The sequence below is a fragment of the Metallibacterium scheffleri genome (genome assembly GCF_002077135.1).
Classification (GTDB): Bacteria; Pseudomonadota; Gammaproteobacteria; order Xanthomonadales; family Rhodanobacteraceae; genus Metallibacterium; species Metallibacterium scheffleri.
Genome location: NZ_LDOS01000002.1, coordinates 578,899 through 601,442, shown reverse-complemented (window position 1 = coordinate 601,442; position 22,544 = coordinate 578,899). Strand labels below are relative to the sequence as shown.

Annotated in this window: 16 protein-coding genes and 1 pseudogene; 5 read left to right on the top strand and 12 right to left on the bottom strand. The window is 66.8% G+C overall.

What is annotated here, in order from left to right; all coding sequences use genetic code 11:
- Positions 1 to 187: 187 nt before the first annotated feature.
- The 11 genes and pseudogenes from Mschef_RS18430 to purT all read right to left on the bottom strand — a co-directional run.
- Positions 188 to 865, bottom strand: a pseudogene (locus Mschef_RS18430) (ABC transporter permease); the annotation flags it as partial.
- 117 nt (positions 866 to 982) lie between these two features.
- Complete coding sequence (locus tag Mschef_RS07845; protein ID WP_136256528.1) at positions 983 to 3,442, bottom strand: ABC transporter permease; 2,460 nt, start codon at positions 3,440 to 3,442, stop codon at positions 983 to 985.
- A gap of 4 nt (positions 3,443 to 3,446) precedes the next feature.
- Positions 3,447 to 3,602, bottom strand: a complete 156-nt coding sequence (locus Mschef_RS17685) for a hypothetical protein (protein ID WP_176212429.1) — start codon at positions 3,600 to 3,602, stop codon at positions 3,447 to 3,449.
- 122 nt (positions 3,603 to 3,724) lie between these two features.
- Positions 3,725 to 6,184: an ABC transporter permease gene (locus Mschef_RS07840; RefSeq protein ID WP_081127259.1), complete on the bottom strand. Its 2,460-nt coding sequence runs from the start codon at positions 6,182 to 6,184 to the stop codon at positions 3,725 to 3,727.
- A gap of 611 nt (positions 6,185 to 6,795) precedes the next feature.
- Positions 6,796 to 6,957, bottom strand: a complete 162-nt coding sequence (locus Mschef_RS17680; protein ID WP_168708949.1) for a hypothetical protein — start codon at positions 6,955 to 6,957, stop codon at positions 6,796 to 6,798.
- Positions 6,958 to 7,109: 152 nt separating this feature from the next.
- A complete protein-coding gene (locus Mschef_RS07835) occupies positions 7,110 to 9,578 on the bottom strand; it encodes an ABC transporter permease (protein ID WP_168708950.1) in 2,469 nt (822 codons plus the stop codon).
- Between the two features lie 434 nt (positions 9,579 to 10,012).
- Positions 10,013 to 11,899 (bottom strand): DUF3857 domain-containing protein, encoded by a 1,887-nt coding sequence (locus Mschef_RS07830; RefSeq protein ID WP_081127257.1) that lies wholly within the window; start codon positions 11,897 to 11,899, stop codon positions 10,013 to 10,015.
- Positions 11,900 to 11,910: 11 nt separating this feature from the next.
- Positions 11,911 to 13,806, bottom strand: a complete 1,896-nt coding sequence (locus Mschef_RS07825; protein ID WP_081129913.1) for a DUF3857 domain-containing protein — start codon at positions 13,804 to 13,806, stop codon at positions 11,911 to 11,913.
- Positions 13,807 to 14,192: 386 nt separating this feature from the next.
- Positions 14,193 to 16,643, bottom strand: coding sequence for an ABC transporter permease (locus tag Mschef_RS07820; RefSeq protein WP_081127256.1), 2,451 nt, complete (start codon positions 16,641 to 16,643; stop codon positions 14,193 to 14,195).
- Positions 16,644 to 16,796: 153 nt separating this feature from the next.
- Positions 16,797 to 18,074: an MFS transporter gene (locus tag Mschef_RS07815; RefSeq protein ID WP_081129912.1), complete on the bottom strand. Its 1,278-nt coding sequence runs from the start codon at positions 18,072 to 18,074 to the stop codon at positions 16,797 to 16,799.
- Positions 18,075 to 18,237: 163 nt separating this feature from the next.
- Complete coding sequence (gene purT, locus Mschef_RS07810) at positions 18,238 to 19,434, bottom strand: formate-dependent phosphoribosylglycinamide formyltransferase (RefSeq protein ID WP_081127255.1); 1,197 nt, start codon at positions 19,432 to 19,434, stop codon at positions 18,238 to 18,240.
- A gap of 137 nt (positions 19,435 to 19,571) precedes the next feature.
- Here purT and Mschef_RS07805 point away from each other — a divergent pair, with 137 nt between their 5' ends.
- The 5 genes from Mschef_RS07805 to Mschef_RS07785 all read left to right on the top strand — a co-directional run bounded on the left by Mschef_RS07805 (position 19,572) and on the right by Mschef_RS07785 (position 22,254).
- Positions 19,572 to 20,432, top strand: coding sequence for a hypothetical protein (locus Mschef_RS07805; RefSeq protein ID WP_136256530.1), 861 nt, complete (start codon positions 19,572 to 19,574; stop codon positions 20,430 to 20,432).
- Between the two features lie 163 nt (positions 20,433 to 20,595).
- Positions 20,596 to 21,462 (top strand): SPFH domain-containing protein, encoded by an 867-nt coding sequence (locus tag Mschef_RS07800; RefSeq protein ID WP_081127253.1) that lies wholly within the window; start codon positions 20,596 to 20,598, stop codon positions 21,460 to 21,462.
- Between the two features lie 23 nt (positions 21,463 to 21,485).
- Positions 21,486 to 21,857 (top strand): hypothetical protein, encoded by a 372-nt coding sequence (locus tag Mschef_RS07795; RefSeq protein ID WP_081127252.1) that lies wholly within the window; start codon positions 21,486 to 21,488, stop codon positions 21,855 to 21,857.
- Entirely contained in the window at positions 21,844 to 22,020 is a 177-nt protein-coding gene (locus Mschef_RS07790; RefSeq protein ID WP_081127251.1) for a type II toxin-antitoxin system antitoxin, read from the top strand. Before Mschef_RS07795 ends, Mschef_RS07790 begins: the two co-directional genes overlap by 14 nt.
- A gap of 3 nt (positions 22,021 to 22,023) precedes the next feature.
- The gene (locus Mschef_RS07785) at positions 22,024 to 22,254 is read left to right on the top strand and encodes a DUF4177 domain-containing protein (RefSeq protein ID WP_081127250.1); all 231 of its coding nucleotides are present in this window, start codon (positions 22,024 to 22,026) and stop codon (positions 22,252 to 22,254) included.
- A gap of 41 nt (positions 22,255 to 22,295) precedes the next feature.
- Here the strand turns inward: Mschef_RS07785 and Mschef_RS07780 are convergent, their stop codons facing one another.
- A complete protein-coding gene (locus tag Mschef_RS07780) occupies positions 22,296 to 22,514 on the bottom strand; it encodes a hypothetical protein (protein ID WP_197686760.1) in 219 nt (72 codons plus the stop codon).
- Positions 22,515 to 22,544 lie beyond the last annotated feature (30 nt).

The following is a 22,544-nucleotide window of genomic DNA, read 5'->3' as shown; positions in this document are numbered from 1 at the left end:
CCATTTGTGCCTGATGGAGGATTCTCGCGCTGACGTTCGGCATGAAGCTCGCGAAAGTACCAGCATGGTCGAGGCGCGCAATCCAGCCGGGCTTCCACAGTCCGCGTTGACGCAGTTGCGCGGCGACGGCACCAACTTGCTGCTGCGCACGGACACGGCTGACACCGGGACGCAGACGCGCGAAAATTGCTTGTATCCAACGCGCGCCTTCCTGATTCAACGCATTGCCGTGGGAAAGCAGCGCAGCAGTATGTGTTGGAATGAAAATTTGCGGCTGTGCGATCAGACTCGAAAACACACCGTGCCCGTCCACCACGCCGACCAAGCGGAAGGCGTGGCCACTGAGGTGCAGCATGCTGCCGACTGCCTGTGGATCGCTGTGCAATTGCTTCTGCCAAAACGCACGGCTGACCACCACCACCCACGCTGGATTGGCTGCCGTGTCATCACCTGGCACGAGCGTGCGACCAAGAAAAGCATGTAGACCCAACGTCTGAAAGAACTCACCGCCAACATCTGCGGCAGGCATGGACTGCACGCGCCCGCGCGAATCGAAAGACACACCCATCACCGAAAAATTACTCATGCCTGAAAATGCGCTTCCGCTTGAATCCTGAAAGCTCTTGAAATCGGGATACGACCAAGGCATTGAGGAAGATTCACCAAGCTGATGCGCATCCAGCCGCAGTAACCGCTGCGGCGCATGCACCGGCAGCGGGCGCAGCAACAAAGACACAGGCACGCTGAAAGCGGCGCAGCTCGCCGCAATCGCCAACGCCAACAACGCCACCACACCCCAGAAAAATCCGCGCGAACGATTCAGCGCCCTGTACGCACCTTTGATTTCGAACCATAGCGTGGTCATCGGTTTTCTCCGTTTTCTCCAAACCACCATCCACAGAATTCGGCTATCGCTCGGGTAAGGCAGGGCTTGCGCACCCTCGCGCGCGTCGCGGATGGCGTCAAGCTGCTGCGAGGCGGATCAAAGCTCATGCAGGCTCTCCGCCGGCTCGGCGCGCGCGGCACGGCGCGCGGGGAAGTGCGCGACGAGGAACACCGCCAGCAGCAGCACGGCCAATGCGATCCACGTCGCCGAGCCAAACGGCGCCACCTGGGCGCCGGAGAGCAGGGCGAACTGCTGCGCCAGCCACGGTGTGAACAGCAGGGCCAGCACGGCGCCGGCCACACACAGCAACACGGTGCCCGCCAGCACCCCGATATACAAGCGACGCGGACTCGCGCCCAGCGCCTGGCGGATCGCATCCACCCGCTTGCGCAGTGCCAGGAACAGGCGCAAAAACACGGCCAGGCCGGTCAGGGCGATCAGCAAAGCGAAACCCGCCACCACACCGAAGATGGTCGCCAGGATCCGCTGGGGACGATTGAGCCGATTGAGCTGCCGGGTGCTCGACCGCACTCCGGCAACCTCGATCGTTGGCGAATCCTTCGCGTAGACGCGCTGCACCGCGGCCTGCAGCGCCGGGTAGGCTGCGACGGGGAGCGCCGGGCGGATGAGGAGATCCCCGCCCATGAACCGGAAAGTCTGGTCACCACCTTGCATCGCTTCGATGAAGCTGGCCACCGGCGCATGTCCTGGCCCCTCCAGGTACAGCGGCGCAACGATCCCGCGCACGCGCATAGTCCGCGACGGCATATGCGGGAATGCACTGGTGTGCACTTCCCTTCCAACCGCGTTCCGCACGTTGCCGAACAAGGCCCGCGCCACATCGGCATCGATCAGGATCGCGTGGGGATCAGGATCGTCGCGACTGAAACCGCGCCCGGCCAGCAGTTGCACTGCGCCGACCTGCAGCCAACCCGGCGAAGCCACGAACCCATGCGTGCCGATGCGGGACTGGCCCGCTTCGAGCGTCATTTCACTGAATTTGAAATTGCCATCGCTGTGGCGAAATGGGACACCGACCACCGGTCCGAACGCGACCACCGCTTGCGGCTCGACGCCGGCAATGGCGCGCCGCAGATCGGCGGCCAGCACGGCACTCGTGACCCCTTCCATCCATGCGTGTGGATGCGCAGCGGAATAGGCCTTGTTGAGCTTCGTCGACAGCAACGTGATCCGCTGCCCACGCAACATGCCCAGGTCCTGGTGCGCCATACGCCAGGCATACTGCACGCCCCATCCAGCCAATACCGCGAGCAACGCCGCAAGGGTGAACTCGAGCGCAAGGATGACACCCCCGATCCGCCGTTCGCCACGCGGGCTGCTCACCTGCATCGAGCCGGATCCCTGTTGCCCGCGTGCCAGCAACCCGGCGTGCACCAGCACCTCGACCAGGACCACCGCCACGATCAGCGCAAGTGCCGGGATCAGCAGATGCGGCCAATCCAACACTCGCCCGACGCGCGCCCACGGCGACGACATCAACGCGAACCCGCCCATGGCGGCGATGGCGCGCCGCGCGACCACGAGAGCCGCGACCAGCAGCGCACCGGTGACCAGCAGACTCACCAGTGCTCCAAGCAGAGATCGATACAGTACCCGCCGCAGTTGCCAGGCGCGTGTCGCGCCCAGGGTGCGTTCGATGGCCTGCACCGAGCGGCGGCGCAGGGCTTCGAGAAAGTTCACCGCGATGAGATTGACCAGTGTCAGCAGCAGTGCCGCACCGGCCAGGTCCAGATAAAGCCCGAGCTTGTGTGCTGTGGCAGCCACGGCATCAGGATCCGTGGAAAACGGCTGGGTGAAGACCAGACCGTGGTTGCCCACGCCCCTGACTGTCTCCGGCAGACCGTGCCAGGCCAGGTCGAGGTCGTGACGGATTTCGCCCTGCGGCAAGCTCGCGGGCACACTGAGCAGCGTCGGAAAACCGATTGGAAACGCAAGCGGCACCCAAGCCACCGGCTCGTGCCGGAAATGTTCGTCGTAGGCGCGGATTCCGGTGAAGCCGCCCATGATCACGCCGATGACCTGCACCTGCCGCGGTCCCGCGGAACTGCCGCCACCGATGTGGAGGATCAGTGCGCGGTTGAGCGCCGCCTGCGCGCTGCCGAACAGCGCATCCGCGCAATGGCGGTTGATCACGATCACCGGTGCGTTCGCCCGTTCCTCGGCTGGCGAAATCACCCGCCCCAGCACATGGCGCAGATCCACGGCCCGGAAGTACTGTCCACGGACCGAATCCAGGGCCATGGCGACACGCTTCGAACCGTCCGGCAAGACCAGACTGGAAAATCGGGGTGGTCCGTCGAACGACACGGCAACGGCGAACGCATCCGGCAGACGCTGCTGCAACCCGGCAGCCAGCTTGGGACTGACGGAATAATTGACACCACCCGCCGTTTGCACACCCAGCGTGAAATAGCGCCGTTGCGGCGAAGCGCCCGCGATCTGGCTGCCTGCCATCCCTTGCAGCAGCATGTAGCAGAAGACCGTCGCCGCCAGGGCGACGCCCAGCATCAGATACGCGGCGATTCTTCCCTTCACCTGATCAGCCCGGAACCACAGCCATCGGCGGCTCGCCGTGCGCGGACCCGTGCACCAATGGCGGATTGATCGGGACACGCCGCAACAGCGCCTGACGCTGCGCCTCCAGCGCCGCGGACCGAAACAGACGAAACCCCGCTGCCGAATCTGCCGCACTCATCCGGGAGTCCCTGCGCAAGTGGTCGTGCGGGGCATTTACTGCATCCATCCGGCTACACAACTACCAGTCGTATCCATACGTTTGCGTAAGCTTGATGAGCCGCCCCGCCATCCTCGCGCGACTCACAGCTCATGCAGACTCGTCGCCGGCTCGGCACGCGCGGCGCGGCGCGCGGGGAAGTGCGCCACTAGGAACACCGCAAGCAGCAACACGGCCAGCGCGATCCATGTCGCCTGGCCATAGGGTGAAACCTGCGCGCCGGACAGCAGCGCGTACTGCGTGGCCAGCCAGGGCAACAGCAGCAGGGCGATCAGCGCGCCGATGCCGGCCACGGCCAGCGTGCCCAGCACCACGCCGAGGTAGATGCGCGAAGGCGTGGCGCCCAATGCGCTTTCGATCGCCAGCAGGCGCCGCCGCTGCGCCAGATACAGGCGCAGCAGCGCCACGATGCCGGACAGCGCGATGGCCCAGGCAAACAGCGCGATCAGCGTGAATACGCGCGACTCGGTGATCTGCTGCGCGGCCAGCCAGTCGCGCGTCTGCGTAGTGCTGCGGATGCTTTCGATCTCAAAAGCAGCATGCTCGCGCTGGAAGAAGGCATTGAGACGTTCGCGCAGGGTCTGCCGCTGGGCCGCGTCCTGATGCCCGGCGAGTACAAGCGTATGTGGATTACCGCTGAGACCGAACTTCGAGTTGCGCAGGTCCTCGAACACCACCGGACAATGGTCCTGCTGGGTGCCATGTAAGTACACCGGCGCCACCACGCCGATGATGCGCCATGGTACTGGTGCGCCCTGTTCGCTGACCGAACGCCCCAAAGCAGACCTGGCCGATCCAAACAGCTGCTCGGCAAGACGTGCGTCCAGCAGTACCTGATCGGCCTGCGCGTGGTGGGTGTCGAAATTCACGCCCGCCCGCAGACGCACCCCCGCCGCCGTGATCCATCCGGGCGTGGCACTGACCACGCAGGCAGTTGCGCTGCGTGTATCGGCGTTGATGCTTTTCGGCAAATCGTAGCCCGTGTTGCGCATGATCTGTGGACCTGCGCCGGCAATCACCCCGGGCTGTGCCGATGCCAGAACATGCAGCGTCTGCTGCAGAAAGACCTGCGCCTTGCGCAGGTCCGGATGCATCAGCGCCCCGAACACGTCGCCCTGCGGCCTTATCTCGACCAGGGTGGCCGGCCGATCCAGAAACCCGACATCTTCATGCGTGGCGTGCCAGGCATAGGCGATGGCCCACGCCGCCAACACACTCATCACCACGCCAAGACTGATCTCGCTGGTCAGCAGCAGCGCACCGAACACACGATCGCCACGCGCGCCGGATATCGTGCGGACGCCATCCAGGCGTTCGCGACCCAGCAACACCATCATGGGCAGCAGTTCAGCCAGCATCACTACCGCCACGACTGCAGGCAGTATCCGGGCCAGCGGCGCCAGCAGGGCGCCCACCGTCACGACCGGCGCGAGATTGCTCACCACATGTCGCAGGAAGACGGCACCCAGCACGGCAAGCAACGTCGAACCCAGTAGTAGCGCAACTAACACAAGCAGGTCGCGCATCAACATCCTGCGCATCAGAAAACCGCGACGCGCACCCAGCACGCGTTCAAGGTTCAGCGTGCCACGTCGCCGCAGATAGCCGAGCCACTGCAACACCAGCACGTTGATGGCGGCCAGAACCAGCGCCGCGAGAGCGAGGCCAAGGAACAGACGCATGCGCTGCGCGTACTGACGCTGTATCGATGGCGTAAGACTGTAGGGCGCCGCGACGGCAAACCCGCGCACATCCTTCGAGAGTCGCAAGCGCGACTGCGCGTAAACTCGCGCCAGTTCCGCGTACAACCGCGGAACGCCGACATCATCCGGCACACTGAGCAGCGGCGCTGGACCAGTGACCGGAATTCGCGCCAGCAGATTGCCGGCTGGCTTGTGCCCATTCGAGGTCGGCCAATGACCGTTGCTGAGCAGCACCACCAGCGTGCCCGGTATCCACGCCACCGTCGGCCTGCGGTAAAACAGATGCTCGGTACCCTGGAACGCATTCGGCAGCACGCCGATCACGCGCAATGCCAAACCATGCGAGTCATGGACCACACGCCCGATTGCAGCCTGTGCGCTGCCGAACCAACGCTGTGCCTGACCTGCCGATAACAGGATCACCGCATTGCCGTCCTCCTGGTCGCGCAGACTGATCAGACGCCCTGCAAGAGGATGCAAGTGCAGCGCCTGCAGGTAATCACCAAAGATCAAACCGACCCGGACCGCGGGTATGCCCTTGTCAGGGCGCAACGCCAGTGAAACGTCCGACGAGAATTCGGTGCCCAGCCTCCAATCCGCTGGCAATTTGGGAAGGATCGCGGGCAGTTCGTTGGTTGCAAGACTCGCGAAGTCATTGCCACTGGCCCGTCGATAACCCAATGCCAAGTATCGGTACCCCGGCGCGGCGCCAGGAATCAGCGGCGAGTTCCATGCCTGCGATACCGCGAACGCCAGCGCGGTGGCGGCGATGGCCAGCGCCAGCAGCGCATACGCAACTCCTTGCCACCACCATGCGCGCTGCGGCATCTCGATATCCATGGCCGACCGGGCCGCAGCGTCCCGCAGCGCTGGCGCGTCTGTCAACGACGCGGCGACTGCGAAATGCCGGCGACAATGCACCACCTGCGCGCCACAGCGGAAGGGCAGCCTTCGCGCCCGCCAGCATCGGTGTCCACTCGGACTTCAGCACCCGCATCTGATATGGCGCGCCGTGTAGCGCGAATCGACCCATCGATTTGGCTACATGACCACCTGCCGCATCCGTGCCTACAGCTCATGCAGACTCGCCGCCGGCTCGGCGCGCGGGGACGTGCGCGACGAGGAGCACCGCTAGCAACAGCACGCTGAGCATGATCCACGTGGCCGCACCGAACGGGGCCACCTGCGCGCCGGACAAGAACGCGAACTGCTGCGCCAGCCAGGGCACCGGCCCGCAGCGTGAGCATAACCGTCAACGCGCACAGCACCCTGGCGAGGGGCGAACGCGCTTGGCGCATTGCTGGACGCGACAGTGGCCTTGCGATCAGGCAAACGATGGCTGCAGGCCGGTGCGGGCCTCAGTCCTCAAGCTCCAGGCGGCGCTCGATACGCTCGATGCGCTCGATGATGCGATCCAGCAGCACCTGTTGCCGGGCATCGACTTCGTCGCCCTACATAACCTCGCGCTTCACGCCAACCATGGCGGATTCCAAGCTCGACATGCGCGCCTTCAAGTCGTCCATATCGTTTTCGAAACGCACGCGAAAATCCCGGACCTCGTTGCGCAGGCCCTTGAGCATCTCGAGCAGCAGGTTCTCGGTGTTTTCAGTCATGGAATCAGTCTAGCCCAACTTTCCGTGATCAGTTTGCACCACCGGGCTTCCAGCCGGCGCCTCGCATCGGCAAAGACGCAAGCACGCGAACGCGGCAGAGTCGGAGCGCCTTTGCTGCGAGATGCACTTGTGGGGTTCATCGCTGCGAGTATCTACAGCTCATGCAGGCTCGCCGCCGGTTCGGCGCGCGCGGCGCGGCGCGCGGGGAAGTGCGCCACCAGGAACACCGCCAGCAGCAGCACGGCCAAGGCGATCCACGTCGCCGCGCCGAACGGCGCCACCTGCGCGCCGGACAAGAACGCAAACTGCTGCGCCAGCCACGGCGCCGCCAACAGCGACAGCGCGATACCCGCACCCGCCAGAGCCAGCGTGCCGCCCAGCACCTCGCCGTACAGACGGCGCGGCCCGGCACCCAGCGCGGAGCGGATGGCAGCGAGTCGTCGGCGCATGGCCAGGTACAGCCGCAGGTGCGCGGCCACGCCGGACAGCGCGATCGCCCAGGCGAACAACGCAATGGCGAGGAACACCTGCGCCTGACGTGTCTGTGTCCGGGTCAACCGTGCCAGGACTTGCTGGCTCGATTCGATGCGGGTCACTTGCAAGGTCGGCGCCTGACGCTGCAGGGCCGCATCCAGCGCGGCGCGCAGTTGCGCGGTGCGTGCATCTGCAAGCGCGGGGCGGAAAAACACGGTGCCGCCGATGAGCGGGAAAAATGACTGACCAGCGCGGAAATCGCCGATTACCACCTGCGCGGCATCATGGCTGGGACCATGCAAATACAGCGGTGCGATCACGCCGATGACGTGCGATGTGCTGCCATCCTGATCGATCACGCCACCGATGGCAGTACGCACATGACCAAACAGGGCGCGCGCGGTGTGGGCATCGATCAGCACGGCTTGTGAATCGGGCCTGCGCGCCGTGAAATTGCGCCCGGCCAGTAGTCGCACGCCAGCCGCGGAGCGCCAGGCAGGGTTGGCGGCAACGGACATCACCGACGTGGCGCGCGTGCCGGCCGTGACGGAATTGGACGTCGAGAGTGTGGCCCTGACGGGCAATGGGCCGATTGCCAGATGGGCGTCCGGCACCACCGCACACGTGGCACGTTGCAGGACATCGAACAACAACACTTGGGCCGGAATCTTGGCGGATGACTTGGTCAGCACGACCATCCCCGAGGCATCGCCGGGCTTGCGAGTGATGCTTACGATCGTGACCGACGCACGCAGCATGCCGAGGTCCGCATGGCGCTGCTGCCAGGCGTAGTGCAACGCCCAGGCCGCCGCGCAGCTCATCACAGCCGCCAGCAGCACCTCGGCCACCAGCACGCCGATGCCGATGCCGCGATCCGCGCGCGACAGCGCCACGCGGCTGCCGCCATCGATGCGCTCGCGCTGCAGCAGCACCAGCAGCGGCAGCGCCTCGGCCAGCACCACAATCAGCAGCAGCAGCGGCAAGGCCCACACCAGCTCGCCAGCCAGCGCCGGCAGACTCAGGCTGGCCCATAGCACGCTGTCGTGTCCGACCAGCGCATGCAGTGCCCAGTAGCCCAAAGCGCTCAGCACCGTGCTGGCCAGCAGCAGCGCCAGCGCCAGCGCCCCCGTGCGCAGCACGTAGCGTCGGCGCAGATAGGCGCGCGTGGCGCCGAGCACGCGCTCCAGTTGCAGCACATGCCGGCGCCGCACCAGCGCCAACCAGCGCAGAGTGAACACGTTGATGGTGGCCAGCACCAGCGCGGCGATGGCCAATGCCAAGTACAGCGTGGTGCGATGCGCGGCCTGCAAACGCGCCTGCGGCGACAGCGAGAACGGTGCGGACACAACCAGGCCGAGCTGATCCTTGCCGCGTGCGGAGGCCGGCAGACGTTGCCAGGCATTGGCCAGCAGCGTGTCCAGTTGCGCCAGCGACACGCTCGCCGGCGCGCTGAGCACGGCGGGTAGGCCGAAGATACTGAAGGCAATCGCACCATCATGTGGCTTGGATGCCGTGCACATCGGAAAATGCACGCCACTGAGTGCGGGCAACTGCGGAACCGGCGCCCATGCGCGTGCAGGCCGTTGCACATCAAGCCCCTTGAAGGTATCCGGCACGACACCCACCACGCGCAGCAGGGGGCCGTTCACGCCGGCATCGGCAGCCATGCGCAGACTGCGTCCGACAGCCTGTGCAGGCGAGCCGAACAACTGTTGCGCCAGACTCGCACTGAGCACGACGACCGGCGCACAGTCGGCCACATCACTGGCTTGCAGAAGGCGCCCGGCCAGCGGTGAGACATGCAGGGCGCGCATGTAATCCCCGGTAACCATATCGACGCGCGCCGTGACCGTGGTGGCACCAGCCGCCACGGCGCGCAACGAAGCCTTCTGGTCGGTGGCCATGCCTGCTGCCACCGTGCGGAGAAACAGCGGATCGAGTTGCGCGATGACGATGCTGCCCATGGCGAAGCTCGGGCCCGTACTGCGCATCACGCCCAGCGTGTAGTAGCGATAGCCCGACGCGGCACCCGGGATGGCGCCACTGTCCAGCACGCGCAAGGTGGCGAAGGCCAGCGCGGCGGCGGCGATGGCCAGCGCCAGCAGCGCGTATGCCAGTCCCTGCATCCAGGTTGCGGTGTTGCGCATCGCTGCACCTCCCCCCATCCGTTGCACAACGATCAGCCCATCAGCTTGGCGCTGTCAATCAGTGGCTCAACGCCCACGGCAAGTGCTGATACGCGGCGCGCTGCGCAAGCGCGCACCCTCACCCGGCGCTGCGCGCCACCCTCTCCCGGCGGGAGAGGGGAACACCGGCAAACCCGGCGCGACGCGCTGCAAGGCCCACGCCATCCTCGCGAACGCCCGCGCCGTCATCCCCGCGCAGGAACGTCATCCCCGAATGCTTGTGTCGGGGACAGGGATCCAAACGCCACAGACCTGTGCCTAGCAAGGAGATAACCTGCCTCGCCGGGATGAAGCGATTCCCGCCCCCGCCTTCGCGGGGGCAGGCTCTGCGCGGGAATGACGAGAATGGGTGCCCGCCCGTGTTCGCCTGCGCATGATCGGCCCGCGGCCGATCATCAGCGCCTTGTTGCTGCCCCGGCCCTCGCGTGCAGCACGACGGCCTTGCGCTCGCTGCTCACCGCCAGCAGCGCCAACTTGTGCAGCTCGGGGTAATCCTGCGGGCTGACCACGAACTGCGTGAGCTGCAGCTGCTTGTCCACGTTGAGCACGCCATCGGCGTAGCGGTAGTTCACCGTGTAGGTGCCGAAAGGCGTGCTCGTGTTCTGGTTTTGTGGCAGATCCTCGGGTGTCATGCCGGCGGGCAGATGCAGGTGCATGGTCTGCTGGATGGTCACCGGCTGCAGCACGCTGGGCACCGTGCGCGTGGCCTGGCTGGTGAAGGGCGCCAGCGTGCCGGCGATGGTGCCAGGCGTGGGCAGCAGCAAGGCCATCTGCTTGCCGGGGATGGCGGCGTCGGTTTCATGCCACTGCAGGGTCATCTCGACCGGCTTGTCCAGATCCTCGCGATTGCGCACCGCGACCAGGCGCATCGAGCCGGCCTTGCCGCCAAGATAGAAACCGTTCTGCATGAATTGCTGCAGGCGCCGGCCGCTGCGATCGCCCAGCACGTCCTGACGCACTTCCATGGCGCGCCAGCCGGCCGATGTGATCACGCTGCTGCCGTCGATATCGCCGTTGCCCAGCAGCGTGAGGTTCTGCACTTCGCGCGCTTCGACCTCTCCGGGCGCGGGGCCGGGCGTGCGCGTGAACTGCGGGTTGGGTCCGGTGATCAGCACTGGGCGGCCCTGATCGGCGGCGGGCAAGGCTTCGACGCCGGCGTAGCGCGCGCTGGTATCCAGGAACAGGTGGTAGGCCGGCACATAGGCCAGGAAATGGTTGAACGCGAACGGATCGGCGCCCGGGTACGGCACGAAGCGCTGCGACGGCGAGATCATCGCCGGCACCGCGGCGATGCCCTGCGCATGCAACATCGCGCACAGCAGGGCCACGTTGGCGTTGCTGTCACCCAGACTGCGCGCCAGCGTGCTCTGCGCGGCGGGCGGCTGGAATCCGGCGTGGTGGTAATCGACATTCACCGACTGCACGTGCTGCTGCATCCAGTGATAGATGCGGGCCACCGCGACCTCGCCGCCGGCGCCGTCGGCGACCTTCTGCGCCATCGCGCGGATCGCGGGCGTCACCTGCATCGCGTTGCCGGCGAGCTGGTCGTATGCGCGCGCGATCGCCGGCCAGTCGCCCGCCGTGCTGAGCACCGCCATCGGCGCGTACTGGGTGATGGCGGCGGTGTTCATCGGCGGGAAGTCCACCGAGGGCGAAGCCGCGCTCGCGGTCAAGGTTTGCATGTCGCCCGTGGACGTGCGTGTTTCATGCCACGGCCCGCGTGCCTGGTAGTGCAGGTGCATGCTCTTGGGCGCGGTGATGCTGATGTCGGTGGCCTGCACCGGAACCTCCGGCGCCAGCGCCTCGGAGATGGCGTACACGCCGGGCAGGTAGGGGCGCCTGAAGGTTTCCACATACTTCAGATGCACCTCGGCGCCCGGCGTCACCGCCGAGTACAGCAGGCTCATCACGTGGCCGTCGCTGAGGAACGGTGCCTGCACCGCGGTCGGCGTGGACTGGTTGAAGATCTGCGAGGGCAGCACGTTCACGCGCTGGTGGGTGACGGTCTCGGTGTAGGCATCGAGCACCTTCACCGTGGCGAAATTGGCCGGATAGGCAATCTCGACGTGACCCACCGCGGACACGCCGGCGATGGTCAGCGGCTGCGACACGCGCGACACGGTTTCGCTGTAGCTGCCGTCCGCGTTGACGTGCAGCGCGATGGACTGCTTGAGGATCTGATCGTTGACCTGCGGCGCGGCGGGCGCGGCATTGGCCTGCACGGCCAGCACCAGGCCAGCGAGTGAAATCGCGGCGGCGATTGCGGTCTTGGTGAGCTTCATGGCAGGTCCTTTCAAGTATGGTGGAACACCAGCGGGGCACGCTGCGCGCGCAGGTCCGCCAGCATCAGCGCGCGCAGCGCGGGGTATTGCGCCGGCGTGTACACGATGTGGTCCAGCTTGAGCCGGTAGCTCGCGCTCACCGTACCGTTGGTGTCTTTCACGGTGTAGGTGAAGCGACCGGCGGCGTTGTGCAGGTTCTCGTCCGGCGGCAGGTAGGTGGGTGCATAGCCGGCGGGCAGGCTCAGCGTGCTGTGCCAATCGACCTCGCCGAAATAGGTGCTCACGCTGTGGCGGCGGCTGTCCGGGCCGATCACTGCGGTCAACGCGCTGACCGGGTCGGAGGTGCCGGCCATGCTCGGCACCAGGTAGGGACCGGCCGGCAGCGGCACGCTCAGCGTCTTGCCCGGCAGCGCATAGGCCGGTGTGGTCCAGCTCGCGGCGACCTGCATGGGCTGGTCGAGCAGTTGCGGATTGCCCGGCTGGAAGCTGCCGCTGCCGCCGCCGCTGGGCGTCAGCAGCATGTTCATCAGGCGGCCGTAGGCACCCGGCGGCACCTCGGAAAAGATCATGCGGTTGAACCACGCCCACCAGCCATGCGTGGTCATGTGCGCCGTGCCAGTGAGCGTGCCGTCGGCGGCCAGATGCAGGGTCGCGTCATACACCAGCTTGTTATGCGCGGACTCGGCGCCCGGCGTGCGCGCCAGACGCGGATGCGGGCCGGAGATCACCACCGGCTTGTCGCGCTCGCCAATGGCCAGTTGTCCGGGCGTCTCGAACTCGCCGGTGGCGTCGAGGAACACGTGGTACTTGGGCACGTAGTCGATGGCGTGGTTGAAATCCAGCCCCGGCAGCGGCAGCAGGTTGAAGCCGTTGCTCCAGTTGATCAGCACCGGATCGACCTGGATGCCGCGCGCGGCCAGCAGCGCCTCGAGCAGGGTCGAGTGCTGCTTGCAGTCGCCATAGCCGGTCTTCAGCGTGGTGTTGGCCGAGATCGGCACGTAGCCGCCCACGCCCAGCTCCAGGCCGATGTAGTGGATGTGCTGCGATTCCCACATGTACAGCGCCTTCACCGCGTCCCAGCCGTGCAGCTTGCCGGCGACCTGGTCAGCCACCTGTTTGACCAGCGGCGTCACCGCCGCCTTGGCCTGCGCGGTGGACCAGTACGCCGCGCCCACCGCGGCCCAGCTGGGGAAACTGCTTACCTCGAACACCGGGCTGTAGTCGGAGGCATCCACCGTGGCGGTGCCGGGGAACTCGGCGTGGTGCTCGGCCAGCGTCGCGGTGAAGGTATCGACGCCGCCGGCGCTGCTGCGTGCGATCGTCCAGCCGCCGCGCTGCGCGGCGCGCAAGTGCATGCCGGCCGGACCGTGCACGACGATCTTCTGATCACGTGCGGACTGGTTTTCGGCCGGGCCCCAGACGTCGAAGAACTGGTTGACGAAAAACGGCTTGGTCTGCGTCTTCAGTGTCTGCAGATGCAGCATGTCGCCCTTGTTGAAGCCCGGCAGCGCCACGCTCAGCATCATGTTGTTGTCGTAGATCGGCGAGCCGTCCGAACCCGGCGGCGCCGGCGCCGGACGCACGACGATATCCGCGGCCGGGATGTCGATGCGCTGGCCGTCGGCCTTGACGATGTAGGCCGACTCCACCTTCAGCGTCGACATCGATTTGGAAAATTCTTCCTGGTACGGGTTCAGCGACTGCGCGCCGGTGCGCGTCAGCGCCTCGATCGCCTGCGTCTGCGCATCGGTATAGGCACCGCCTGGCTGCACATGCACATCGGCATGAAAACTGAGCACGCGCACATCGGCGCCACTGGTATCGGCGGCGCGGGCCACGCCGGTGCCGGCGATCAGGGCCAGCGCGATGGCGCAGGTCAGGGTGGTATGCAGCGATTTCGGGTTCATGGGTCGGATGATCCTCATCAGGCGATGGACGCAGGTCCGTGGACGCGGGCGCGCGGTGACAACGCGCGGTGCGATGATCATGCTGGTGACTGGGGCAAGCCGACGCACGCACCGCTAGGCGGACATCAGACCGGTGCGCACAGCATGTGGTTCCGCCGGCGCCTACACGCGGACTACACGACGTAATGCCGGCCCGCGCGCAAGCCACTTTGCGCTGCAGCGACCTGCGCGTCTTGGCGCTGCGTCACACCAGCCCGGCCGCGCCCTGCGAGCAACCGGCGCGAATCGCGTGGCCGCGCGCGCCTGGCGAATTCGTAAAGCAGACGTATGCACGCGCCGGGGAGGCTGCAGCGGGAATGGCCGCCCGGCATTCAATGCGTGCGCGCTTACAACTCATGCAGGCTCGTCGCCGGTTCGGCGCGCGCGGCGCGGCGCGCGGGGAAGTGCGCGACGAGGAACACCGCCAACAGCAGCACGGCCAGCGCAATCCAGGTGGCCGCGCCGAACGGCGCCGCCTGCGCGCCGGAGAGCAGCGCGAACTGCTGCGCCAGCCACGGCAGAAAGAACAGCAAAACACCCATGCCGAGGCCGGCCAGCAACAGCGTACCCAGTACGACCTCGCGGTACACGTGCGTCGGGCACTCGCCCAGAGCGCTGCGTATCGCCAGCAGCCGCTTGCGCTGCGCCAACGACAAGCGCAGCAATGCCAGGATGCCGATCAATGCAATCGCCCAGGCAAACAGTGCCAGCCATGCCATGTGCTGCGCCTGACTCACCACGCGCGCCGCCAGCCGGGCACGCATCGCCCCGCTGCCCTCGATACGCTCGACGCGTGAGAACTTTGCGGCACCCTGCTGCGCCAAGGTGCGGCTCAACACCTGACGCAGGCGTTCGCGCTGTGTCGCGGTCGTGACGCGGGCAATGGCCAGGGTGCTATTCGTATAGAGAAAATTGAGGCCATTGACACGCTTGTCACTAAACACGCTCGGGCACTGTGGCTGCCCGGCGCCCGCCAACTGGATCGGCGCCACGACCCCACGCACCACTGCTCCGGAGTTCGGCAGAAACCCACTGTCGTCAATGGTCCGCCCGATGGCCGCCGCAGGCGAGCCGAACAGCTGGTCGGCAACAGTCGTGTCGATGAGCACCTCGTTCGCCTGCGGCCGGATCGCAAGATTCTCACCGGCGAGCAGATGCATGCCGGTTGCCATTACCCAGTCGGGCGTCATGGAAATGTGGCAGGCGTCCCCGGTTCGCGTGCCGACACTGATCGTATGCGGGTACTGCAAACCGAAGTAATGGGCACTGATTTGCGGCCCAAACCCGGCCATCGCGCCAGGCATCACGCCACGGGTCGCCTGCACGAGTTGGCGCATCAGCAACTCGGCATGCTGTGCCGTCTCCAGAGGCAGCGGGATCTGGGCATCACGCGGTGCGATCGTCACCAGGGTTGCCGGACGCTCCAGAAAGCCGAGGTTGGCGTGCGCGATGCGCCAGGCCTGCTGCATCGACCACGCTGCCGTGACACTCAGCGTCGCCGCCAACAGGACTTCCAGCACCTGCAATCCGGCCCCGACGCGCCGATCCATGGCGCTGCCGATGACGCGCGGGCCTTCATCCACGCGCTCGCGCCACAGCAGCAACAGGAATGGCGTGCTCTCGACCACCCACAACACGAGCAGCAGCAACGCGAGCCACGATGCAAAGGAAGCCCATAGCAGATGCACTTGCAGGTACTGCGCCAGATAGCTTTCTTTGATCTCGCGCTTGAGCAAATGCACCGCGAGCCCGAACACCGGCAGCGCCAAAGCAAAGGAAAGCAGGAAAGTCAGCGCACCGCGCGCGAGGACACGGCGCAGCCAATGCGCACGCTGCGCACCCAGAATGCGCTCCAGCCGCAGCACCGGGCGTTGCCGCAAATACTGCAGCCAGGTGATGGCCAGCACATTGGCCACGGCCAGCGCCAGTGCGCCGAGGGCCAGACCGAGAAACAGGCGCACGCGCCGCGCGGCCGCTTGTTCGGAATCCGGAAAAGGACTGTAGGGTTGCGACGGCACCAGTGCCGACACATCAGGTGGGAACAGCTTGCGTGTCGTGGGGTTGGTCAGCAACCGCTGCAGGACGGTGTCGACTTCGACACGGGAGGCATGGGCGGGCGTGCTGAACAGGGGCGCGATACCCATTTCCGGGTTCATCAGGTCCGCGCGTTGACCCGGTTTGGGATGCAACACTTGGCCCTCGTACCACGCATTTGCAAGATCGAACGGGATCCACACACGTGCAACATCCGCGCGCCACGTACCGGTGAAGGTCGCAGGCAGAACGCCGACGACGGTGACGGCATAACCACTGGGTCCGTAGAGGTGCCGGCCGATGGCCGCCGCCGCGCCGCCGAACAGCTTTCGCGCGACAGATTCAGAAATCACTGCGACGGGCCGCGCGTGATACACGTCGGCCAATGTCAGCAACCGGCCCGCCAAGACGTGCAAGTGCAGCGCGGCCAGATAGTCGCCTTGAACCCATTCGCTAACGACTTTCTGCGTTGTACCGCCGCGCTTGAGGGAAAAACTCGAGCTTGCCGAGTCAGCACTGCCAATGGAGAACCCGTGCGGCAGCAAGGGCGGCAAGTCATCGACCGTCCAACTGCCGACTGTCCCGAAATTGACGCCCGTAGGCCGTGCATAACCCAACGCCCAGTAGCGGTCGTGCGGATCGGCGCCGGGAATGCTTGCATCTGTGGTGATGCGGTAGAGGGCAAAAGCCAACGCACAGGCCGCAACGGCCAACACGACCAGGGCGTGCGCGCTCACCAGCCATGGGTTGCGAGTCAGCCGCATCGACGCGGACACTCCTGCACAGGGCGAACCTGCCGCGCACCTTTGCGTGGCAGGTGCTTGGCGTCAAGCCATCCTGCTTACGGCGCATGCAGACCAGGCGCCGGCAAGGCAAGGCGCTGTGGAGACGCCGCGAATCATGGGCCACAGCAACACTCAGGCTTGCGCACGTACCGCAGGCACGCGCAGCAGCAGCCCGCCGCCGACCGCGAACAGCACGATCACCGAGAGGATCGACGCGCGCGGGTCATGCGTGAGGTAACTGGTGAGGCCGATCAGCAGCGGGCCGAGGATCGCGGCGAATTCGCCGAGCATGTTGTAGAAGCCGAAGAACTCGCCGGCGCGATCCTGCGGCACCAGCCGCGCGAAGTAGGCACGCGACAGCAACTGCACGCCGCCCTGCACCATGCCCACCGCCGCGGCCAGCACGAAGAATTGCCAGGCGTGGCGCATGCCCGCGGCGAACGCGCTGGCCGCCACGTACACGCCGAGGCCGATCAGGATGCCGCGCCGGGGTCCGATGCGCTCGCCCAGGCGCCCGAACAGCAGTGCCGCCGGGATGCCGATGACCTGCACCATCAGCACCGCCAGGATCAGCGGTCCGTTACCGAGGCCGATGGCCTTGCCGTAATCCACCGCCATCAGGATGACGGTGTTGACGCCATCGATGTACAGCCAGTACGCGACCAGGAACAGCGCGATCGGCCGGTAGGCGCGCACATGGCGCACGGTGGCGAAGAACTGCATCACGCCCTCGCGCAGCGCGCGGCGCAGCGGCAGGCGCGACTCGGCGCTGCGCGCGGCCGGCACCCACAACATCAGCGGCAGCGTGAACGCCGCCCACCACAGCGCGCCCAGCGCGAAGATCCAGCGCACCGCGGCGCCGGCATCGGGCAGGCCGAACCAGTGCGGGCGCAGGCTCAGCGCCACGGCGATGGCCAGATACGCGCCACCGCCGGCATAACCGGCGAGATAACCGATCGCCGAGGTGCGCTCGATGCGCCCCGGCGTGCCCACGCGCAGCACCATGGCATCGCCGAACACGTTGCCCCAGAAATTGCCGGCGCTGGCCAGCACGTAAGCCACCGCCGCCCACGCCCAGGCACCGGCCGGTACCGCCGCCAGTGCCAGCATCAGCGCCACGCCGAGGCCGGCGGCGATCAGCATGAAACCCTTGCCATGACCGCCGCGATCGGCGATCGCGCCCAGCAGCGGCGCGGTCACCGCCACCAGCAGACTGGCGGCCGAATTGGCGATGCCCAGGCGCAGCGTGCTCAGTTCCACCGAGACGCCGCTGCTCCAGACCTCCTTGAAGAACAGCGGAAAGAACACCGAGATCACCGCCGTGGTGAAGGCGTGGTTGCCGACGTAGTAGGAAGCCCAGCCCCACAACGCACGGCGCGGCGGATGCACGGTTTGATCCACCGCGTTCATGGCATGCGCGGCGCGCACGCCGCGCGCGATGCCCGCCCCGACAACGCCATCCGACCCATCGCGTGCATGCCGTGCTCCTTCCGCTTTCGCGCCGACCTTAGCAGGCACCTGGTGGCATCGACATGACACCGCCGCAGCGCGCATCCGCGCCAGCGCGATCGCCTCACGCCAGCGGCGCGCTGCACTCCACGCGCAGCGCGGCGGCGGCGGCACGTGCCTTGGCGCGCGCGCTGTCGATGTCGGCGCCACGCGCCAGCGTCACCGCCATGCGCCGGCGGCCCCTGACCTCGGGCTTGCCGAAGATGCGCACCTGCGTGTCGGGTTCGCGCAGCGCGGCGTCCACGCCCAGATAGCGCGGCGCGCGCCCGTCGCCCTCGGCCAGCACCGCGCACGAGGCCGCGGGGCCGAACTGGCGCAGCGCCGGGATCGGCAATCCCAGAATCGCGCGCGCGTGCAGCGCGAACTCGGACAGATCCTGCGAGATCAGCGTGACCAGGCCGGTGTCGTGCGGACGCGGGCTGACCTCGGAGAAGATCACGTCCTCGCCGCGCACGAAAAATTCCACGCCGAACACGCCGCTGCCGCCCAGCGCGGCGGTGATCGCGCCGGCCTGTTCGTGCGCGGCGCCCAGCGCCTCGATGCTCATGCCCTGCGGTTGCCATGATTCGCGGTAGTCGCCGTCTTCCTGGCGGTGACCGATGGGTTCGCAGAACAGCACACCGCCGGCGTGGCGCACGCTGAGCAGGGTGATCTCGAAATCGAAATCGACGAAGCCCTCGACGATCACCCGCCCCTGCCCCGCACGCCCGCCGCGCTGCGCGTAGTCCCAGGCGTGGTCGGCATCGGCGGCGCCGCGCAACACGCTCTGGCCCTTGCCGGAGGAACTCATCACCGGCTTGACCACGCAGGGATAACCCAGCGCCACCAGCGCAGCGTCGAACTCGGCGCGCGTGCCGCAGAAGCGGTACGGCGAGGTCGGCAGGCGCAACTCCTCGGCGGCGAGGCGGCGGATGCCCTCGCGGTCCATGGTCAGGCGCGTGGCGCGCGCGGTGGGGATCACGGTGTAACCCTCGGCTTCCAGTTGCTGCAGGGTCGGCGTGTGGATGGCCTCGATCTCGGGCACGATCAGCTCGGGCTGCTCCGCTTCGATGACATGCCGGAGCGCGGCACCATCGAGCATGTCGATGACGTGGCTACGATGCGCCACCTGCATCGCCGGCGCGTGCGCGTAACGATCGACGGCGATCACTTCGCAGGCGTAGCGCTGCAGCTCGATCACCAGTTCCTTGCCCAGCTCGCCCGCGCCCAGCAGCAGCACGCGGCGCGCGGTGGCGGTGAGCGGCGTGCCGAATGCGCGCATGCGGGTTCCTTGGCGTGGGATGTTGCAGTGACGGAGTGGGGGCGTGCGTTGCCGCGCCATTATAAAGGCGCGCGCGCGGGCGCTGGCACAATGCCGGCATGCTTGTCACACGACTTTTCCGCACGCTCGCGATTGCCGTGTCTTTCGCGCTGGCCGCGCCCGGCGCTGCTTTGGCGCGCACGCAGCCGCAAGGCGCAGTGGACGATGCGCGCCTGCGCGAGCTGTCCGGTCTGGTGGTCTCACCCAGCGATCCGGCACGCTACTGGGCGCACAACGACTCCGGCAATCCGGCCGAGCTGTTCGCGCTGGACCGCGCCGGCCAGGTGCTGGCGCGGGTCGGCCTCCGCGACGCTGCCGCCTTCGACTGGGAAGACATCGCCGCGTTCACCCTGCGCGGCCAGCCCTATCTGGCCATCGCCGACAGCGGTGACAACCTGCGCTGGCGCGGCACGCTGGAGATCGTCGTGGTGCACGAGCCCGCGCCGCGGCGCGGCAGCGATGGTCTCGTGCTGAGTCCCGCATGGACGCTGCGCGTGCGCCTGCCCGATGGCGCGCGCGACATCGAGGCGCTGGGCGCCGACGCGGCCCGCGCGCAGTTCTGGATGGTGGAAAAAACCGACGGCGACCCGACGCTGTACCGGCTGCCGCTGCGCGCGCAAGACATGGTCATCGCGCAAGCCAGCGGCACATTGCGTCTGGGCGCGGCCTGCCACGTGGCCGCGAAACCCTGCGTGCGCGCCGGCCGCGTCACCGCGCTGGATTTCGATCGCGCCGCGCGCCAGGCGTTGCTGCTGACCACGCAAGGTGCCTACTGGTATCGCCGTGCACCCGCGCAGGATTGGCAGCAGGCTTTCGCCGGTGTCCCCGTCTTCATCCCGCTGCCACGCCTGCGCCAGCCCGAAGCACTGGCCTTCGACGCCGACGGCAAGGGTTTCACCGTTTCCAGCGAGGGCCGCAAGGCGCCGCTGCTGCACGTGGATTTGCCGGCGCGGCATTGACGCGGAAGCCACGTTGGCGATGGCTCGAGCCTCGACACGGGCGTGATGGGCGGTGCGTGCCTGAGTGCTCGACCGGCTGCCAACCTGCGCCTGCATCCGGGTCCGCCAATTTGCACAAACGATATCATCGTGATATCAATTAGCCGGACACGAGGAACTCGCCATGAACGAACGCAAGGGGTTTTCGCTGCCGGGCATCGCCACGCTGGTCGTGCTGCTGATCCTCGGCCTGCTGCTGCTGTGGTGGATCGTGGCCACACTGGTCGCGGGCGATCCCGCCGCGGCCATAGCCCCGATCGTGCTGGGTGCGCTGTGGCTGTTCCTGCTCGGCGGATTTTTCCAGGTGCAGCCGAACGAGGCGCGCGTGCTGCAACTGTTCGGGCGCTATGCCGGCAGCGTGCGCGACGCCGGGCTGCGCTGGACCAATCCGCTGTATTCCAAGCGCACGCTGAGCCTGCGCGTGCGCAACTTCGACTCGGACAAGCTCAAGGTCAACGACGCCGACGGCAACCCGATCGAGATCGCCGCGGTGGTGGTTTGGCAAGTGGTGGAGTCCTACGAGGCGGTGTTCGAGGTGCAGGACTACGAGAGCTTCCTCAAGATCCAGACCGAATCGGCGCTGCGCCAGATGTCGCAGAACTATGCCTACGACTCGCACGATGAGCGACCCTCGCTGCGCAGCCACGGCGAGGAAGTCAACGCGCATCTGCGCGACCAGATCCAGGAGCGCCTGAACAAGGCAGGCCTGAAAGTGATCGAGGCGCGCATCAGCCACCTCGCCTACGCGCCCGAGATCGCCCAGGTGATGCTGCAGCGGCAGCAGGCCAACGCCATCGTCGCCGCGCGCGAGCGCATCGTCGAGGGCGCGGTGGGCATGGCGCAGATGGCGCTCAAGCGTCTCGAAGCCGACGGCGTGGTGGAGCTGGACCCGGAGCGCAAGGCGGCCATCGTCGCCAACCTGCTGGTGGTGCTGTGCGGCGATCGCGCCACGCAGCCGGTGGTCAACACCGGCACGCTGTACAACGGTTGATCCGCGGACCCGAGGAGTACGCCATGCTGGATGCGCAAGATGTTGTGCGGGCCTTGCCGCTGGCGATCGTCAGCGTGCCGCTGTTTCTGTTCGGCTATCTGGCGAACCGGCGTGGCCCGATCGGCATGGTGCACGGTCTGGTCGATTGGTCGCGTGTTTCCGCGCAAGGCCAGCTGAAGGCGGGCGTGTTCGTGGGCACCCTGCTGTATCTGCTGGGCCTGCAGATGCTGGCATGCGCCGCGTGGCTGGCCCTCGATGCCAGGACCGCGACGACATGGCTGGGCTTGGCCACGGCGGTTCCAGCCACCGTCATCGTGCTGGCATTGATCCTGGGCGTGCCGCGCTACGCCAAACGCTATCCCGCGTCCACCGCCGACCCGCATGAGCGACGCTAAGAAAGCCTACCCGCTGCGCATCAACGCCGAGGTGCTGAACGCCATGCAGCGCTGGTCCAACGACGAATTGCGCAGCCTCAACGCGCAAATCGAATACGTGTTGCGCGAGGCGCTGCGTCAGTCCGGACGGCTGCCGCAGGGCAAGCGCAAGCCGCCGGCGTGAGCCATGCGCGCGGGTCACTTCTTCCACATCGAGAACGCCAACATGACCGCCGATGACATTCGTTTCGAATACCAGGTGATCCAGCTCAAGCCCGCCTTCATCGGCGGCGTCACCGACGATGCACTGCAAGCCGCGCTGAATGCCGCCGGACGCGAGGGCTGGGAGCTGGTGCAGATTCTGTACGCCCAAAATCCCGATTTAGGCATGCGCCTGGTGTGCAAGCGCGCGCGCTGAGGTACGCGATTCCGTATCGAACCCGCTTGTGCGGAGGTTCCTCAGGTGAAGCGCCGCCAGATCCACGGCAGCAGCGTCAGCAGCAGGCCGGCCACGATGATCCAGCCGGAGCTGTAGACGAAGAACATCACCCCGCCCAGCAGCAGCCCGGCGATCAGCCACAAGGCCTCGCCCTGGCGTTTGCCGTAGATGAAATAACCGGTGCCGATGGAGCCGAACACCATGCTCCACATCAAGGCTGCGGTGGTCATTCCGAACATGCAGTTCTCCCGCTGGCTGCGTGCTGGTCA

Excerpts from the sequence above, each read along its gene's own strand:
- Mschef_RS17685 (WP_176212429.1), bottom strand. The coding sequence starts at position 3,602 with ATGAGTGCGGCAGATTCGGCAGCGGGGTTTCGTCTGTTTCGGTCCGCG.
- Mschef_RS07840 (WP_081127259.1), bottom strand. The coding sequence starts at position 6,184 with ATGGATATCGAGATGCCGCAGCGCGCATGGTGGTGGCAAGGAGTTGCG.
- Mschef_RS17680 (WP_168708949.1), bottom strand. The coding sequence starts at position 6,957 with ATGACTGAAAACACCGAGAACCTGCTGCTCGAGATGCTCAAGGGCCTG.
- Mschef_RS07835 (WP_168708950.1), bottom strand. The coding sequence starts at position 9,578 with ATGCGCAACACCGCAACCTGGATGCAGGGACTGGCATACGCGCTGCTG.
- Mschef_RS07830 (WP_081127257.1), bottom strand. The coding sequence starts at position 11,899 with ATGAAGCTCACCAAGACCGCAATCGCCGCCGCGATTTCACTCGCTGGC.
- Mschef_RS07825 (WP_081129913.1), bottom strand. The coding sequence starts at position 13,806 with ATGAACCCGAAATCGCTGCATACCACCCTGACCTGCGCCATCGCGCTG.
- Mschef_RS07820 (WP_081127256.1), bottom strand. The coding sequence starts at position 16,643 with ATGCGGCTGACTCGCAACCCATGGCTGGTGAGCGCGCACGCCCTGGTC.
- Mschef_RS07815 (WP_081129912.1), bottom strand. The coding sequence starts at position 18,074 with ATGAACGCGGTGGATCAAACCGTGCATCCGCCGCGCCGTGCGTTGTGG.
- purT (WP_081127255.1), bottom strand. The coding sequence starts at position 19,434 with ATGCGCGCATTCGGCACGCCGCTCACCGCCACCGCGCGCCGCGTGCTG.
- Mschef_RS07800 (WP_081127253.1), top strand. The coding sequence starts at position 20,596 with ATGAACGAACGCAAGGGGTTTTCGCTGCCGGGCATCGCCACGCTGGTC.
- Mschef_RS07795 (WP_081127252.1), top strand. The coding sequence starts at position 21,486 with ATGCTGGATGCGCAAGATGTTGTGCGGGCCTTGCCGCTGGCGATCGTC.
- Mschef_RS07790 (WP_081127251.1), top strand. The coding sequence starts at position 21,844 with ATGAGCGACGCTAAGAAAGCCTACCCGCTGCGCATCAACGCCGAGGTG.
- Mschef_RS07785 (WP_081127250.1), top strand. The coding sequence starts at position 22,024 with ATGCGCGCGGGTCACTTCTTCCACATCGAGAACGCCAACATGACCGCC.
- Mschef_RS07780 (WP_197686760.1), bottom strand. The coding sequence starts at position 22,514 with ATGTTCGGAATGACCACCGCAGCCTTGATGTGGAGCATGGTGTTCGGC.